The organism is Microbacterium sp. NPDC003461 (assembly GCF_053588335.1).
Window position 1 is genome coordinate 1 of sequence record NZ_JBSFPT010000026.1, and the last position, 13,926, is coordinate 13,926.

At 72.5% G+C, this 13,926-nt stretch carries 10 protein-coding genes and 1 pseudogene; 5 read left to right on the forward strand and 6 right to left on the reverse strand.

What is annotated here, in order from left to right; translation table 11 throughout:
• Both ACWDR7_RS10375 and ACWDR7_RS10380 read right to left on the reverse strand, forming a co-directional pair.
• Positions 1–153, reverse strand: a pseudogene (locus ACWDR7_RS10375) (3-dehydroquinate synthase); the annotation flags it as partial.
• Between the two features lie 18 nt (positions 154–171).
• The gene (locus ACWDR7_RS10380) at positions 172–975 is read right to left on the reverse strand and encodes a ParA family protein (RefSeq protein WP_449854843.1); all 804 of its coding nucleotides are present in this window, start codon (positions 973–975) and stop codon (positions 172–174) included.
• 71 nt (positions 976–1,046) lie between these two features.
• Here ACWDR7_RS10380 and ACWDR7_RS10385 point away from each other — a divergent pair, with 71 nt between their 5' ends.
• Genes ACWDR7_RS10385 through def form a run of 3 tightly spaced genes read left to right on the forward strand, consistent with a single transcriptional unit; the run spans position 1,047 to position 6,911 of the window.
• Positions 1,047–4,454, forward strand: coding sequence for a pyruvate carboxylase (locus tag ACWDR7_RS10385; RefSeq protein ID WP_449854818.1), 3,408 nt, complete (start codon positions 1,047–1,049; stop codon positions 4,452–4,454).
• Positions 4,455–4,464: 10 nt separating this feature from the next.
• Complete coding sequence (locus ACWDR7_RS10390) at positions 4,465–6,423, forward strand: nucleotide-binding protein (RefSeq protein ID WP_449854819.1); 1,959 nt, start codon at positions 4,465–4,467, stop codon at positions 6,421–6,423.
• Positions 6,420–6,911: a peptide deformylase gene (gene def, locus ACWDR7_RS10395; RefSeq protein WP_449854820.1), complete on the forward strand. Its 492-nt coding sequence runs from the start codon at positions 6,420–6,422 to the stop codon at positions 6,909–6,911. The genes ACWDR7_RS10390 and def overlap by 4 nt, the downstream gene beginning before the upstream one ends.
• 80 nt (positions 6,912–6,991) lie before the next feature.
• Here the strand turns inward: def and ACWDR7_RS10400 are convergent, their stop codons facing one another.
• Entirely contained in the window at positions 6,992–8,815 is a 1,824-nt protein-coding gene (locus tag ACWDR7_RS10400) for an AMP-dependent synthetase/ligase (protein ID WP_449854821.1), read from the reverse strand.
• Positions 8,816–8,942: 127 nt separating this feature from the next.
• Between ACWDR7_RS10400 and ACWDR7_RS10405 the strand changes: the two genes are divergently transcribed.
• Positions 8,943–9,653: a lysophospholipid acyltransferase family protein gene (locus ACWDR7_RS10405; protein WP_449854822.1), complete on the forward strand. Its 711-nt coding sequence runs from the start codon at positions 8,943–8,945 to the stop codon at positions 9,651–9,653.
• 71 nt (positions 9,654–9,724) lie between these two features.
• Positions 9,725–11,059, forward strand: coding sequence for a class II 3-deoxy-7-phosphoheptulonate synthase (locus ACWDR7_RS10410; protein ID WP_449854823.1), 1,335 nt, complete (start codon positions 9,725–9,727; stop codon positions 11,057–11,059).
• Between the two features lie 22 nt (positions 11,060–11,081).
• Here the strand turns inward: ACWDR7_RS10410 and ACWDR7_RS10415 are convergent, their stop codons facing one another.
• The 3 genes from ACWDR7_RS10415 to ACWDR7_RS10425 form a co-directional block, all read right to left on the reverse strand.
• Complete coding sequence (locus tag ACWDR7_RS10415; RefSeq protein ID WP_449854824.1) at positions 11,082–11,483, reverse strand: hypothetical protein; 402 nt, start codon at positions 11,481–11,483, stop codon at positions 11,082–11,084.
• Positions 11,447–11,821 carry a helix-turn-helix domain-containing protein gene (locus ACWDR7_RS10420; RefSeq protein ID WP_449854825.1) on the reverse strand — a complete coding sequence of 125 codons (375 nt, stop codon included), beginning with the start codon at positions 11,819–11,821 and terminating at the stop codon, positions 11,447–11,449. The genes ACWDR7_RS10415 and ACWDR7_RS10420 overlap by 37 nt, the downstream gene beginning before the upstream one ends.
• 272 nt (positions 11,822–12,093) lie before the next feature.
• Positions 12,094–13,920, reverse strand: coding sequence for a DUF222 domain-containing protein (locus ACWDR7_RS10425; protein ID WP_449854826.1), 1,827 nt, complete (start codon positions 13,918–13,920; stop codon positions 12,094–12,096).
• Between the last annotated feature and the right edge of the window lie 6 nt (positions 13,921–13,926).

The following is a 13,926-nucleotide window of genomic DNA, read 5'->3' on the forward strand; positions in this document are numbered from 1 at the left end:
CTTCGCGATGTCGTCCAGCACGATGAAGCGCAGCATGTCGCCGCGGGTCTTCTTGTCGCGCTTCATGGTGGCCAGCAGCTGCGCCCAGGCGCCCGCCGGAGGCGCGGAGCCGAGGCCGAGGGGGCGACGGTGCGCAACCCGGCCACCGAGCCGGAAACGGCCCGGAGCGGCTTACTGCTCGCGGGGGTCGGGGATCCGGCCCGATCGCATGATGCGGTCCAGCAGTGCGTCGAAGTCCGCGGCGAGCTCCTGCGCCGACTCGCCCGGCCACACGTGCAGCGGCTTCGCGGCGCCCTGCGCCTGCTGCAGCGAGGTGCGCTCGGGCAGCTGGGGCTCGAGCACGAGCGGCCCGAACATGTCCCGCAGCTCCTTGATGCGGAACTGGTGCTCGATCGACTGCGGGCGCACGCGGTTCACGACGATGCCGAGCGGCTGCAGGCGGGGCGAGAGGCCGCGGCGGATCTCCTCGATCGCGCGCAGCGCGCGGTCGGCAGCGGCCACCGAGAACAGCCCGGGCTCGGTCACGACCGCCACGCGGTCGCTCGCGGCCCACGCCGTGCGCGTGAGGGCGTTGAGCGAGGGCGCGCAGTCGATGAGGACGAGGTCGTACTCGCTCTCGATGAGCGCGAGCGCCTCCTCGAGCTTCCACACGTCCTTCACGCTCGGGTGTGGGCCGTCGAAGTTGATCGCCGACGGGCTGCCGATCATGACGTCGATCGTGCCGGGGTGCGCCTTCGCCCAGCCGCTGTGCGTGATGGCCTGACGGACCGTCTTCTCCTTGGGGGAGGTGAGCACATCGGCGACGTTCAGCTTGCCAGCGGCCTGGATGTCCATGCCGGTCGAGACGTCGGACTGCGGGTCGAGATCGACGACCAGCGTCCGCAGCCCACGGGCGAACGCGGCGGACGCGAGGCCGAGGGTCACGGTCGTCTTGCCGACGCCGCCCTTGAGGGAACTGACGCTGAGTACGTGCACGATCCCCACGTTATCGCCCCTATGCTGTGGAGCACGTGCGGACGCCCCGAACCCACGGCCGAAGGAGGCACATGTTCTCGAAAGTCCTCGTCGCGAATCGCGGAGAGATCGCCATCCGTGCCTTCCGCGCGGCCTACGAACTGGGAGCGCGCACCGTCGCGGTGTTCCCCTTCGAGGACCGCGGATCGCTGCACAGGCAGAAGGCCGACGAGTCGTACGAGATCGGCGAGCCGGGCCGCCCGGTCCGCGCCTACCTCGACGTGGACGAGATCATCCGGGTGGCGCTGCACGCCGGCGCCGACGCCATCTACCCCGGCTACGGATTCCTCTCCGAGAACCCGGAGCTCGCGGCTCGCGCCGCCGAGAACGGCATCACGTTCATCGGCCCCTCGGCGAAGGTGCTCGAGATGGCGGGCAACAAGGTCACCGCCAAGGAGCACGCGATCGCGGCCGGCGTGCCCGTGCTGCGCTCCACCGACGCCTCGGACGACGCCGACGCCCTCATCGCGCAGGCCGAGTCGATCGGCTTCCCGATCTTCGTCAAGGCCGTCGCGGGCGGCGGCGGGCGCGGGATGCGCCGCGTCGAGACGCCCGACGAGCTGCGCGGAGCGCTCGAGGAGGCCATGCGCGAGGCGGGCGCCGCGTTCGGCGACGCGCGCGTGTTCCTCGAGCAGGCGGTCGTGCGTCCCCGGCACATCGAGGTGCAGGTGCTCGCCGACCGCACGGGCGCGACCGTGCACCTGTTCGAGCGCGACTGCTCGGTGCAGCGCCGCCACCAGAAGGTCATCGAGATCGCGCCGGCGCCGAATCTCGACGACGACATCCGGCAGGACCTGCACCGCTACGCCGTGGCGTTCGCCGAGTCGATCGGCTACGAGAACGCCGGGACCGTCGAGTTCCTCCTCGAGACGGCGGGGGAGCGCGCGGGCGAGGTCGTCTTCATCGAGATGAACCCGCGCATCCAGGTGGAGCACACCGTCACCGAGGAGGTCACCGACGTCGACCTCGTGCAGTCGCAGATGCGGATCGCGGCGGGCGAGACGCTGGAGGACCTGGGCCTCACGCAGGATCGGATCACGCTGCGCGGCGCCGCGCTGCAGTGCCGCATCACGACCGAGGACCCGTCGCAGGGCTTCCGCCCCGACACGGGCCGCATCACGACCTACCGCTCCCCGGGCGGCGCGGGCATCCGCCTGGACGGCGGCACGACGGCCGCGGGATCGCAGATCAGCGGCCACTTCGACTCCATGCTCGCCAAGCTCACCTGCCGCGGGCGCGACTTCCCGGCGGCCGTCGCGCGCGCCCGGCGTGCGCTGGCGGAGTTCCGCATCCGCGGCGTCGCCACGAACATCCCGTTCCTGCGCGCCGTGCTCGACGACGACGGCTTCGTCTCGGGCGACCTCAGCACGTCGTTCATCGACGAGCGGCCCGACCTGCTCACCAGCAACCCGTCGCGCGACCGCGCCACGAAGCTGCTGAACTGGCTCGCCGACGTCACGGTGAACCGGCCGTACGGTCCCAAGCCGAAGATGCTCTCGCCCGGCAGCAAGCTGCCCGACATCGACCTGTCGGCGCCCGCCCCCGACGGCAACCTGCAGCGCCTGCGTGAGCTCGGGCCCGAGGGATTCGCCCGCGCGCTGCGCGAGCAGAAGGCGCTGGCCGTCACGGAGACGACGTTCCGCGACGCCCACCAGTCGCTGCTGGCCACCCGCGTGCGCACCCGCGACCTCGTGCGCCTCGGCCCGCACGTGGCGCGCATGACGCCGCAGCTGCTGAGCGTCGAGGCCTGGGGTGGCGCGACGTACGACGTGGCGCTGCGCTTCCTCGCGGAGGATCCGTGGGAGCGCCTGGCCGCGCTGCGCGAGTCGATGCCGAACATCCCGATCCAGATGCTGCTGCGCGGGCGCAACACCGTGGGCTACACGCCGTACCCGACCGAGGTGACCGACGCCTTCGTGCGCGAGGCCGCCGAGACCGGCGTCGACATCTTCCGGATCTTCGACGCCCTCAACGACGTCTCGCAGATGCGCCCGGCCATCCAGGCCGTGCGCGAGACCGGCACGGCCCTGGCGGAGGTCGCCGTCTGCTACACCGGCGACCTGCTGAACCCGGCCGAGGACCTGTACACGCTCGACTACTACCTGCGCCTCGCGGAGCAGATCGTCGACAGCGGCGCGCACGTGCTCGCGATCAAGGACATGGCGGGGCTGCTGCGCCCCGCGGCGGCCGCGACGCTCGTGACCGCGCTGCGCGAGCGCTTCGACCTGCCCGTGCACGTGCACACGCACGACACCGCCGGCGGGCAGCTCGCCACCCTCCTGGCGGCGAGCGCGGCCGGCGCCGACGCCGTGGACGCGGCGGCGGCCCCCATGTCGGGCACGACGAGCCAGCCCTCGCTCTCGGCCCTCGTCGCCGCGCTCGCGCACACGGAGCGCGACACGGGCCTCGACCTGCAGGCCGTGTCCGACCTCGAGCCGTACTGGGAGGGCGTGCGCCAGCTGTACCGCCCGTTCGAGTCGGGACTGCCCAGCCCCACCGGCCGCGTGTACCGGCACGAGATCCCGGGCGGCCAGCTGTCGAACCTGCGCCAGCAGGCGATCGCGCTCGGGCTCGCCGACCGGTTCGAGCGGATCGAGGATATGTACGCCGCGGCGGATCGCATCCTCGGGCGCATCCCCAAGGTCACGCCGTCGTCCAAGGTCGTGGGTGATCTCGCGCTGGCGCTCGTGGCCGCGGACGCCGATCCGGCGGACTTCGAGGAGAACCCTCACAATTACGACATCCCGGATTCCGTCGTCGGATTCATGGCGGGGGAGCTGGGCGACCTGCCCGGCGGGTGGCCCGAGCCGTTCCGCTCCAAGGTGCTCGCCGGCCGCGAGGCCACCGTGCGCACCGTGGAGCTGACCGACGAGCAGCGCGAGGGGCTGGCTGGCGACCCCGCCACCCGCAAGCGCACCCTCAACCGGCTGCTGTTCCCCGGTCCCGCCGCCGAGTTCGAGCGCAACCGCGAGCAGTACGGCGACCTCTCGGCCCTCGGCACCCCCGACTACCTCTACGGCCTCACACCGGGCGAGGAGCACATCGCCGAGATCGACCCCGGCGTGCAGCTGTACGTGGGACTCGAGGCGATCGGCGAGGCCGACGACAAGGGCATGCGCACCGTCATGACGACGCTCAACGGCCAGCTGCGCCCGGTGTACGTGCGCGATCGCAGCATCGCCGTCGAGACCCGCCAGACCGAGAAGGCCGATCCGGCGCAGACCGGCCATGTCGCGGCGCCGTTCGCGGGCGTCGTGACGCTCAAGGTGGCGGAGGGCGACGAGGTGCAGGCGGGCCAGCCGGTCGCGTCGATCGAGGCGATGAAGATGGAGGCGGCCATCACCGCGCCCGTCGCGGGGCGCGTACAGCGCCTCGCGGTGACGGGCACGCGGCAGGTGGAGGCCGGCGACCTTTTGGTCGTCGTCGCGCCCGCCGAGTAGTTTTCTCTGTGTGACACCCGACAAGAACGACCTCCTCGACGAACCCGAGGATCATGGGATCCTCGGTGACGCGGTGGCCGACAGCTCCGTGATCGGCGTACCCGGCACGCGGACCTCGCAGCTGCGCGTGCCGTTGCCGCGCGGCTACGAGGACCTCGACGACGACGCCGACGTGGTCGACGACTCCGACGACCTCGCGCGCGGCACGATCGTGCTGGAGCTGCCGGCCGATGACGACGCCGACGACGACTCCACCGACGAGCCCGAGGCGGAGATCGACGAGCCGGCCGCCGAGACCGGCGAGATCGAGGAGGACGCCGTCGCGGCGGCGCGGGCGCGCATCGGCGAGGCCCTCGTCGCGGCCCGCGCGGCGATCGCCGCCGACTCGCCTCTCGCGGCGGCGGACGGGACCGATCGCGCGGACGCGGAGCCCGACGCCTCCGCCGCGCCGGAGGCCGGCGAGGCGGCCGCCGAGGAGCCCGCCGAGGAGCCCGCCACGAGCACCGGGGCGGGGGAGACGATCGAGCCCGCGGATGCCGCCGAGCCCGCGGATGCCGCCGAGCCGGACGCGACGATCGAACCGCCGTCGGCGCCCGAGCCCGAGCCGGCACCCGAGCCCGAGCCGACGCCCGGGTCGCCGTCGGCGCCCGAGCCCCAGCCGACGCCCGAGCCCGGGCCCGAGCCGCCGGCGGCACCCGAGCCCGAGCCGACGCCATCGCCCCAGCCGACGCCCGAGCCCGCGCCGGCCGCCGCGCCGCGCGAGCGCATCGCGGAGGTGCCGCGCCCCGCGGACGCCGCCATCCAGACCGACGCGCACGCGGCGGACGACACCGAGAAGGACGAGCCCGACGTGAGCCCTGCCGACCACCACCCCACGAATGACGACGCGCCGGGGCAGGGCGCCGCAGCCGCCCCGGGCGAGTCGGCGGCGCTCGCGCGCACGACCCGGTTCGTCGCGCAGCCGGTCGAGTCCAAGCGCGTGAACGCCTCGGGCGCCGAGAGCGCCGACCAGCTCACGAGCGACCGGCTCGTCGAACCGGGCCGCCACGCCAAGGTCGAGCCGGAGGGCGCCGCGTGGCGCTCCCTCGTGTTCCGAGCCACGCGCGGCCTCATCAACCCGGGGGACAGCCGCAGCGTGCGCGCCCGCAAGCAGCTGAGCGCGCAGATCTCGTCGCCCCTGCACGGCGGCGCGCGCTTCGTGCCCGTCGTGAGCCGCAAGGGCGGCGTGGGCAAGACCACCGTCACCACCCTGCTGGGCATGGCGCTGGCCGACGCCCGCGACGACCGCATCATCGCCGTCGACGCCAACCCCGACCGGGGCACGCTCGCCGAGCGTGTCGCGGGCCGCTCGGGCCGCACGGTGCGCGACGTGGTGCGCGATCACGCGCGCATCTCGGGGTACGGCGACATCTCCGACCTCGTCTCGCGCGACGAGACGCGACTGGACGTGCTCGCCTCCGACACCGATCCGCACGTCGCGCAGGCGTTCGACGACAGCGACTACCGCACCGTGGCGCAGGTCGCGGCGCACTACTACTCGATCGTCCTCACCGACACGGGCACGGGGATCGTGCACTCCGTCATGGAGGGCACGCTCGACCTCGCCGACGAGCTCGTCGTCGTGGCCGGGCTCAGCGTGGACGAGGCGCGCCTGGCGTCCGAGACCCTGACGTGGCTCGAGGCGCACGGCCGCGGGGACCTCGTCGAGCGGGCCGTCGTCGTGCTGAACCAGTCGTCTCCCGGCACGCCGCTCGTGCGCCTTGCGGAGCTCGAGTCGCACTTCGCCAGCCGCGTGCGCGCCGTCGTGCGCCTGCCGTATGATCCGGCCATCGCGACCGGCGGCGCGATCGACTGGGCCGAGCTGCGGCGCGAGACGCGGCAGGGCGCGCGCGAGCTCGCCGCGCGCGTCGTGGAGGGCCTGCGCGGCACCGCGCGCTCGGCGGCGGTCGCGAAGGGCGGCGCGCGGTGACCGTCCGCGAGATCCGCCTCTACGGCGACCCCGTGCTGCGCACGCCTTGCGCGCCGATCGAGGTGATCGACGCGGGCATCAGGGCCCTCGTCGACGACCTGCTCGACACCGTGAAGCTGCCCGGCCGAGCCGGCGTCGCGGCGCCGCAGATCGGCGTGGGCCTTCGCGCCTTCAGCTACAACGTGGACGAGCGCGTCGGGTACGTGCTGAATCCGCGCATCGTCGAGGTGCGTGGCGAGGCCGTGCCCACGGGGGAGGGGTGCCTCTCGGTGCCCGAGCTCTGGCACGACGCGCTGCGCCACCCGTACGCGCGCGTGGAGGGTGTCGACCTCGACGGGCAGAAGGTCGTGCTGGAGGGCGAGGGCCTGTTCGCCCAGATGCTGCAGCACGAGACCGATCACCTCGACGGCGTCGTGTACCTGCAGCGGCTGCCGAAGGAGGAGCGCGCCGTCGCGATGCGCCGCGTGCGCGAGAGCTCCTGGTTCTGACGCGGCACGGATCGATCCGCGCCGCACGGTGATGCACGAAGGCCCGGCCCCTCGGGGAGCCGGGCCTTCGCGCGTGCGTGTCAGCCGAGCACGACGTTGGTGGTCGTCTCGCCCGTCGCGGCGTAGAGGTCCTCGACCTCGGCCGAGAAGTCGCGCAGGATCTCGGCGCGCTTGATCGACAGCTTCGGCGTGAGGTGTCCCGTCGCCTCCGTCCACTCCGTGCCGAGGATCGTGAACTTGCGGATCGACTCCGCGCGCGAGACGCGGGCGTTCGCCTCGTCGATCTGGCGCTGCACCTCGGCGCGCACGATCGGGCTCTTCGCCGCCTGCTCGAGCGTGAGGTCCGGCGACTCGCCGTGCGTCTTGAGCCACGCGGGCAGCATCTCGGGATCGAGCGTGACGAGCGCCGAGATGAAGGGGCGCTGATCGCCCACGACGACGACCTGGCCGACGATCGGGTTGGCGCGGATCGGGTCCTCGAGCACGGCGGGCGCGACGTTCTTGCCGCCGGCCGTGACGATGATCTCCTTCTTGCGGCCCGTGATGGTCAGGTAGCCGTGCTCGTCGAGCGATCCGATGTCTCCCGTGCGGAACCAGCCGTCGTCGAACGTCGCGGCCGTGGCCTCGGGGTTCTTCCAGTACTCCTTGAAGACGTTGATGCCGCGCACCTGCACCTCGCCGTCGTCGGCGATCCGGATGTCGACGCCCGGCAGCGCCGGTCCCACCGTGCCCACGCGGATGTCGGTCGGCAGGTTCACCGACGCGGGTGCGGTGGTCTCGGTGAGGCCGTAGCCCTCGAGGATCTTGATGCCGAGGCCCCGGAAGAAGTAGCCGAGGCGCGGGCCGAGCGGCGCGGAGCCCGAGACGGCGTACTCGACGTTGCCGCCCATGAGCGCGCGCAGCTTGGAGTACACGAGCTTGTCGAACAGGGCGAACTTCAGCCGCAGCGCGAGGCCGACCTTCTCGCCTTCCTGCACCCGCCGGGAGTGCTCGATCGCCGTCGCGGCGGCCGCCTGGAAGATCCGGCCCTTGCCCTCCGCCTCCGTCTTGGCCTCGGCGGAGTTGTAGACCTTCTCGAACACGCGGGGCACGGCCAGCAGGAGGGTGGGCTTGAACGACCCCAGCGCCTTCACGAGGTTCTTCGTGTTCGGCTCGTGGCCGGTGCGCACGCCCGCGTGGATGTACAGGATCGACATGAACCGGGCGAACACGTGCGCCGTCGTGATGAAGAGCACCGTCGAGGCGTTGCGCAGCGGCAGCTCGAGGGCCTTCGCGGAGTTGCGCGCCAGCTCCACGAAGTTGCTGTGGGTGAGCACACAGCCCTTCGGGCGCCCGGTCGACCCGGACGTGTAGATGATCGTGGCGAGGTCCTCGCCGCGCGCGAGCGACCGGCGACGCTCGATCTCGGCGTCCGGGACGTCGCGCCCCTCGGCGGTGAGCGTCTCGATCGCGCCCTCGTCGAGCCGCCAGACCCTGCCGATGAGCGGCAGCTCGTCCTTGACCTCCTCGTAGCGGGCCACGTGCTCGCCGTGCTCGGCGATGAGCGCGACGGCGCCGGAATCGGACAGGATCCACTGCACCTGGGCGGCGGAGCTCGTCTCGTACACGGGCACCATCACGGCGCCGGCGTAGAAGAGCCCGAAGTCCACGAGCGTCCACTCGTACGTGGTGCGCGCGATGAAGCCGATCTTGTCGCCCGGCTCGATGCCGGCCGCCACGAATCCCTTGGCGAGGCCGATCACCTGCCGCTCGAACTCGCGCGCCGTGATGTCGCGCCAGCCCTCGCCGTCGGGCACGCTGAACAGCGCGAGATCGGGGGTGGCTTTCGCGCGGATCGCCAGCAGGTCTGCGATGTTCGCCTCGGGGTCGGCGGGGACGATCGCGGGTACAGAGGTCACGTTCACGGCAGCTCCTTTGACACCGCTCGGATGGGTCTCTCCACTCTAGGCGCACTGTGGGCGCTGCGCCGCGCGAACGCGAGGGTTTAGGCTCGATGGCGCCCGGGACGACGACGGAAGGCGGGAGCGCGCGGTGTTCTACTGGTTCCTCAAGTACCTCGTCGTCGGTCCGATCGTGAAGGCCGTGTTCCGGCCGTGGATCGTGGGCAAGGAGAACATCCCCGCGGAGGGCGCGGCGATCCTCGCGAGCAACCACCTGTCGGTGATGGACTCGGTCTTCCTGCCGCTGCTGATCGACCGCCCCATGTCGTTCCTCGCCAAGTCCGAGTACTTCACGGGGCGCGGGCTGAAGGGCTGGGCGACGAAGTGGTTCATGAAGGGCACCGGCCAGATCCCCATCGACCGCTCGGGCGGGCAGGCGTCGGAGGACGCGCTGAACACGGGGCTCGGCGTCATCGCGCGCGGCGGCCTGCTCGGCCTCTACCCCGAGGGCACCCGCAGCCCCGACGGCGTGCTCTACCGCGGCCGCACGGGCGTGGCGCGCATGGCGCTCGAGGCGAAGGTGCCCATCGTCCCCGTGATCATGGTCGACACCGAGAAGATGCTGCCGATCGGCTCCACGATGCCGCGCGTCGTGCGCGTGGGCATCGTGATCGGCGAGCCGCTCGACTTCTCGCGCTACGCGGGCATGGAGAACGACCGCTTCGTGCTGCGCTCCGTGACCGACGAGATCATGGTGGCCCTGCAGCGGCTGGGGCAGCAGCGGTACAGCGACGAGTACGCCTCGTCCGCCAAGGCGCGGATCGCCAAGGAGCGCCGCGAGGGCGCCGCCGTCACGCCCTGACGAGCCCCGCGCCGCGCCCGGGCGGGCCGCGCGCGGTCGGGACCGTTCCGAGCGCGCATTAGGATCGGAACATGGCCGATCCGCACCACCTCGATGCCTGGCGTTCGCTTCCGATCAAGCAGCAGCCGGCGTATGCGGACCCCGCGGCGGTCGCCGCGGTGACGGCCGAGCTGGCGGCCCTGCCGCCGCTCGTGTTCGCGGGCGAGGTGGACTCCCTGAAGGCCAGCCTGGCCGAGGCCGCCGCCGGTCGCGCGTTCCTGCTGCAAGGCGGCGACTGCGCCGAGACGTTCTCGGGCGCGACGGCCGACAAGATCCGCAACCGCGTCAAGACGGTGCTGCAGATGGCCGTGGTCCTCACCTACGGCGCGTCGATGCCCGTCGTGAAGATGGGCCGCATGGCGGGCCAGTTCGCCAAGCCGCGCTCGAGCGACACCGAGACGCGCGGCGACGTGACGCTGCCGGCCTTCCGCGGCGAGATCGTGAACGGCTACGACTTCACGGCCGCCTCGCGCGAGGCCGACCCGCAGCGCCTGCTGCAGGCGTACCACACGTCCGCGTCGACCCTGAACCTCATCCGCGCGTTCACGAAGGGCGGCTTCGCCGACCTGCGCGAGGTGCACTCGTGGAACCGCGGCTTCGCGCAGAACCCGGCGAACCAGCGCTACGAGCGCCTGGCGACGGAGATCGACCGGGCCATCAAGTTCATGGGCGCGGCCGGCGCCGACTTCGACGCGCTCAAGACCGTCGACTTCTACACGGGCCACGAGGGCCTGCTGATGGACTACGAGCGGCCGCTCACGCGCATCGACTCGCGCACGAACACGCCGTACAACACCTCGGCGCACTTCCTGTGGATCGGGGAGCGCACGCGCGATCTCGACGGCGCGCACGTCGACTACTTCTCGCGCATCCGCAACCCCATCGGCGTCAAGCTGGGCCCGTCGACCACGCCGGAGACGGCGCTCGCGCTGATCGACAAGCTCGACCCCGAGCGCGAGCCGGGCCGCCTGACGTTCATCACGCGTATGGGCGCCGGGAAGATCCGCGACGCGCTGCCCCCGCTGCTCGAGGCCGTGAAGGCCGCCGGCGCCCAGCCGCTGTGGGTGACCGACCCGATGCACGGCAACGGCATCACGACGGCCACGGGCTACAAGACGCGTCGCTTCGACGACGTCGTCGACGAGGTGCGCGGCTTCTTCGAGGCCCATCGCGCGGTCGGCACGTTCCCGGGCGGCGTGCACGTGGAGCTCACGGGCGACGACGTCACGGAGTGCCTGGGCGGCTCGGAGCACATCGACGAGGCGACCCTCGCCACGCGCTACGAGTCGCTGTGCGACCCGCGCCTGAACCACATGCAGTCGCTGGAGCTGGCGTTCCTCGTCGCCGAGGAGCTCGAGCGCCTGTAGGCGCCTCAGGCGTGGGCCGGGATCACGGCGCCGCGAGGATCGCGTCGGACAGCCACGGGCCGAGCTCTCGGAACGCGGGCCCGTCGCCGTCGCCGTGCTCTCGGCGCGCGCCGGCGAGAAGAGCCGCATCCGGGCAGGGCTGATCGTTGATGATCGAGACCAGTTCGAGGTAGCGGCCCTCGGTCGCGTTGTAGTCCGTGTCCTGGAGCGCCGCGAGGGTGACGCCGTCGAGGTCGCGATAGCGGGCCGCGAGCCGTCGCCTGAGGTCGTCGTCCGCCGCGACGCCGGAAGACTCCGCGAGCTGCTCGACCAGCTGCCCGGCGAGGGCCGCAACCCTGGCGTCGCCTGCGGCGAAGCCCGCCTGGTGGGCGGCCACCAGTCTCGGCATCAGGTCGGCGCCGGCGGAGGCGATGAACTCCTGCACGCGGGGTGTGAACCCGGGGAAGTGCGCATGTGTCTCGCGCAGGTGGGAACGGGTCGCCTCGCGGAACCGCTCGTCGCGCAGCAGCTCATGTCGCGCAGCGAGGTGGTGCCGGCGAGGACCGGTCGCACCTGCTCCAGGCCGGTGTCGAGGTCGCGCAGCGTGCGGACGAACTCCAGGCGGGCGATCGCCTCCACGTCGTAGAGGCGATGGCCGCCGTCGGTCGCGTCGGTGGGCTGCACGAGCCCCTCATCGGCGTAGTAGCGGATGGCGCTGACGCTGAGCTCGGTGCGGTGCGCGACCTCGCCGATGGAGGAGAGGGTGTCTTCTGAGATGTTCATGCCCCCACCATGCGACCTCAAGCCGCTTGAGATGCAAGCCCTGCAGCCGGGAACCGTCACCGGATCCGATCGGCGAGCTCGTCCACATGATGATCCGGACCGTCGTGCCGCGCCGGCGGCGGCCGCCGGCGGATGACCCGTGCTGGTGACGTTCGCGTACGCATCCCGGTCGGGCGGGCCGCACGGGCCCTGATGGCTCGGGAGCGCGGCTCGGTCCGGTCCGGTCCGGTCCGCTCGGCCTGGGTGGCTCACGCCCCGGAGCCCGGGAACGGTCAGGCTGCGCGTGGTGGTGGCCCGAAGGCCCAGCGGAGGGGTGAGCGGGTGGGGAGTTCGACGGGTTCGCTGCTGTCGGGTGGGTGGAGCAGGAAGGGGCCGTGGCGGTCGCGGGTGATGCGGTAGCGGTGGTGGTGGAGGTTCATGTGGTGGAACCTGCACAGGAGGATGCCGCGGTCGATGTCGGTGCGTCCGCCGTGGGCGGCCCAGGTGTCGATGTGGTGGGCTTCGCAGTAGGAGGCGGGCATGCCGCATCCGCGCCATCGGCAGCCGCCGTCGCGGATGGCGAGGGCGATGCGCTGTTTCGGGGTGAACAGTCGCTGTTCCCGCCCGACGTCGAGGGGGTTCCCGTGCGCGTCGACGGTGACCGGGGTGTGCCCGGTGGTGCAGATGGCCTGCTCGACGGCCGGGGCGGGGAGCGGGTGGCCGCCGTCCTCGGTGTACCCGGGACCGGGCCGGCCGGGACCGGCCCGCCCGTTCACCGTGGGAGTGCCGGTGGTGTCACGCGTCGGCGGGTGGCCGCTGCCGGTGCGGCCGGCGCCGTTGCCCCGGGTGCTGGCGACTCCGCCGGTCCCGCTGGGAGCGGCGCCGGTGCCTGCCGTCCCGCTGGGAGCGTCGCCCCCGCTGCCGGCGCCGCCGGCGACGTGGCGGGTGGGGTCGATGGTGACGACGCGGACGCCGGGCTGGCGGGCGCCGAACACGGTTTCCGCGTCGGCGACGGCGCCGGCGCGCAGCACCCCGAGGATGAGGTCGTAGGTGAGCTGGTCGTTCGTCCGCGGGTCGTCGGTGAGCTGTTGCGCTTTGTCGGCTTCGTCGGCGTCGACGAACCGGGGTCCGCCGCGGCGGGGCCGCAGGGCCGCGTCGATCACGGCCCGCATCCACGCCGCACCCTCGTCGTCGAACACGATCTTCGCGTGCTGGACGCCGTCCGCGTCCGTCCACATCCGGAACGAGCGTGCCTCGAACCGGGCCAGGAACCGCGCCTCCGCACCCTCCGGGTCCAACCGGTCCCGCAACACCCGCGCCGCGGTGGCGAGATCCTCGACCGTGCACTCGGCCGCGACGGCGACCAGCTGCTCGGCCGCGAGCCGCCACGCCTCCACCGCCGCATCCGCGCCGGCCGGCGACGAATCCTGCGACGAGCCGGTGGGTGGCTGGCCGAGGCCGCGGAGGATCGCGTCCATCTGCGCCGCCGTCACGGCCCCGCTCAGCAGGGCCTGGTCCACCGGGTCGTGCCACGGCGGCGCCGACGGAACATTCGGGGCATCCGGATCGGCCGGATCGGCGGGACTGGGACCATCCGGCGCAGCACCCGGTCCCAGCGCGGACTCCACCAGCGACTGCCCCACCCGCACCTGCCGGGCGGCGTCGCCGCGGGTGCTTCCGGAGAGCTCCTGCACGAGAGCGACCGCGTTGCGATGCCCCCGACCCTGCGCGAGACCCTTGTGCCCCGCAGCCCGCGACGACCGTGCCGAGACCACCCCGGCCGCGACCGCGCGGACGCGTTCGGCCGTCTTCGCCAGATCCGTCGCCACGGTCAACAGCGCCAGCACATCCTCATCCGGAAGAGCCGCCACGACAGCGACATCCACCGGCGGCAGCGACGCGACTGCGCCCGCCCGGTCCTGGAAATCGCTGAGGAACGTCATACCCGCATCGTCCCACCCACCACCGACACCCGAACCCGCGGAAGACCCGGCCAGGACCCGAAACGCCCGTTCTGTGGATAACCCGGTGGAAACGACGGGTGTGGACGAACCGACACCCCGCACGACCCCAACCAGAAGAGTTGCGCTGGTCGCGGCCTTCGGCGCTCCGTTCAGCAACCGACC

Excerpts from the sequence above, each read along its gene's own strand:
- ACWDR7_RS10385 (WP_449854818.1), top strand. The coding sequence starts at position 1,047 with ATGTTCTCGAAAGTCCTCGTCGCGAATCGCGGAGAGATCGCCATCCGT.
- ACWDR7_RS10410 (WP_449854823.1), top strand. The coding sequence starts at position 9,725 with ATGGCCGATCCGCACCACCTCGATGCCTGGCGTTCGCTTCCGATCAAG.
- ACWDR7_RS10420 (WP_449854825.1), bottom strand. The coding sequence starts at position 11,821 with ATGAACATCTCAGAAGACACCCTCTCCTCCATCGGCGAGGTCGCGCAC.